2 protein-coding genes are annotated in these 2,098 nt (G+C 64.5%); both read left to right on the forward strand.

The genetic code is table 11. From position 1 onward, the window contains the following. Nucleotides 1–1,112 (forward strand): IS21 family transposase (locus tag QU44_RS16860; protein ID WP_033923571.1); only part of this gene is annotated, 1,112 nt, incomplete at its 5' end. Further along, nucleotides 1,109–1,969 (forward strand): IS21-like element helper ATPase IstB, encoded by an 861-nt coding sequence (istB, locus tag QU44_RS16865; protein WP_033923572.1) that lies wholly within the window; start codon nucleotides 1,109–1,111, stop codon nucleotides 1,967–1,969. The genes QU44_RS16860 and istB, both read left to right, overlap by 4 nt. Nucleotides 1,970–2,098: the final 129 nt, after the last annotated feature.

Consider the following 2,098-nt stretch of genomic DNA (forward strand, 5'->3'; position numbering starts at 1 on the left):
GGATGGGACTGTCGGACTTCACCGACATGGCCGATCTCGCGGTCATCGTTGCCGGCGTTCCGCTCGATCACCGGCTTTATCACTTCCGCCTTGTCTGGTCGGGATTCGAACATGCCCACGTCATCCTCGGCGGCGAGAGCTATGTCGCGCTCGCGCAAGGGTTGCAGAACGCGCTGTGGGCGCTCGGCGGCAGCCCGCTCGATCATCGCACCGACAGTCTGTCGGCCGCGTTCCGCAACCTCGATGCCGACGCTCGGGGCGATCTGACCCGTCGCTATGATGCGTTGTGCGAGCATTACGGGATGACGCCAAGCCGCAACAACCGCGGCGTTGCGCATGAGAACGGATCGATCGAGAGCGCGCACGGTCATCTGAAGAAGACCGTACGCGATGCGCTGCTGATGCGCGGCAGCGCCGCGTTCGACGATCTGCCCGCCTATCGTCGCTTTATCGACGAGGTGATCACGGCCAAGAACCGCCGGGCAGCGGCACGCATCGATACCGAGCGCGCTCACCTCCAACAGCTGCCGGATCGGCGGACCAGCGATTACGAAGAAGTGATCGTCACGGTCACCTCGAGCAGCGGCTTCACGTTGCGCAAGGTGTTCTACACCGTGCCCTCGCGGCTGATCGGGCACCGTCTACGCGTCCGGCTATACGATGATCGGCTCGATGTCTTCCTTGGTGCCACCAAGCTGATGACACTCCTGCGCGGACGATCGTCAGGGGCCGGCAAGCACGGTCACGTGGTCGATTATCGGCATGTGATCCATTCGCTGCGGCGCAAGCCGATGGCGCTGATCGGCATCGTCTATCGCGAGCAGCTGTTCCCGCGCGAGGCGTATCGGCGGATGTTCGATCGGCTCCTCGACCAGATGGCCGACCGCGTCGCCTGCCGCACGATGGTCGAGCTGCTGGCACTGGCGCATGAGCGGGCCTGCGAGGCAGAGATCGCCGACATCCTGGTGGCCGATCTCGATGCCGGTCGGTTGCCCGATCTCGCGGCATTACGCCGGCGCTTCGCGCCGGATCCCGCGACGCTCCCTGAGGTCGTCGTCACGCTGGCACCGCTCAGCACGTACGACATCCTGCTCGGCGAGGTGGCGGCATGACCGGCCTTACTCAGCCGATCGACGCGCAGCGTCTGACGCTCATCCTCAATGACCTGCGTCTTCCCGCGATTAAGCACAACTGGCCCGAGATGGCCGCGCGATCGGACAAGGAGGGCTGGCCCGCTGCCCGCTTCCTGGCAGCACTCGCCGAGCACGAGATCGCCGAGCACGAGATCGCCGAGCGCGATCGGCGCCGCATCGAGCGGCATCTTGGTGAAGCCAGGCTTCCGCCGGGAAAGACGCTCGACAGCTTCGCGTTCGATGCCGTGCCGATGATCTCGCGTGCCCAGATCATGGCGATCTGCGCCGGCGACGGTTGGCTCGAACAGGGGGCCAACATCATCCTGTTCGGCCCGCCGGGCGGCGGCAAGAGTCACTTGGCTGCCGCAATTGGCCTGGCGCTCATCGAGAATGGCTGGCGGGTATTGTTTGCCCGGACATCCGATCTCGTCCAGCGCCTTCAGGTCGCGCGTCGCGAACTGACACTCGAGGCCGCAATCGCCAAGCTCGATAAATACCATCTGCTGATCCTCGACGACATGGCTTACGTCACCAAGGACCAGGCCGAGACCTCGGTCCTCTTCGAACTCATCAGCGCGCGTTACGAGCAACGCTCGATGCTCATCACCGCCAACCAGCCATTCGGCGAATGGAACAGGATATTCCCCGATCCCGCCATGACCCTCGCGGCCGTCGACCGCCTCGTCCACCACGCCACCATCTTCGAGATGAACGTCGAGAGCTACAGGCGCCGTACCGCCGTCCAGCGCCGCGCCGGTGCCGGGCGACCGCCGACCTACGCGACAATCAAGACGGTCGAGCGATCGACGCCCAGCGACAATCAGACCGACACTTAAATCTTGCCAGCGACAAATAGACCCGCCACCCTCAGCCCGCCGCGACAATCAGTTCTCATCCTGATTGACGCGCTCCTCACCCAGATTGTCGCGCTACAGCGCGACCTCGGACACCCGCAATCCGGCACC

It is taken from the genome of Sphingomonas sp. 37zxx (genome assembly GCF_000786205.1).
In the GTDB taxonomy this organism is placed as follows: domain Bacteria; phylum Pseudomonadota; class Alphaproteobacteria; order Sphingomonadales; family Sphingomonadaceae; genus Sphingomonas.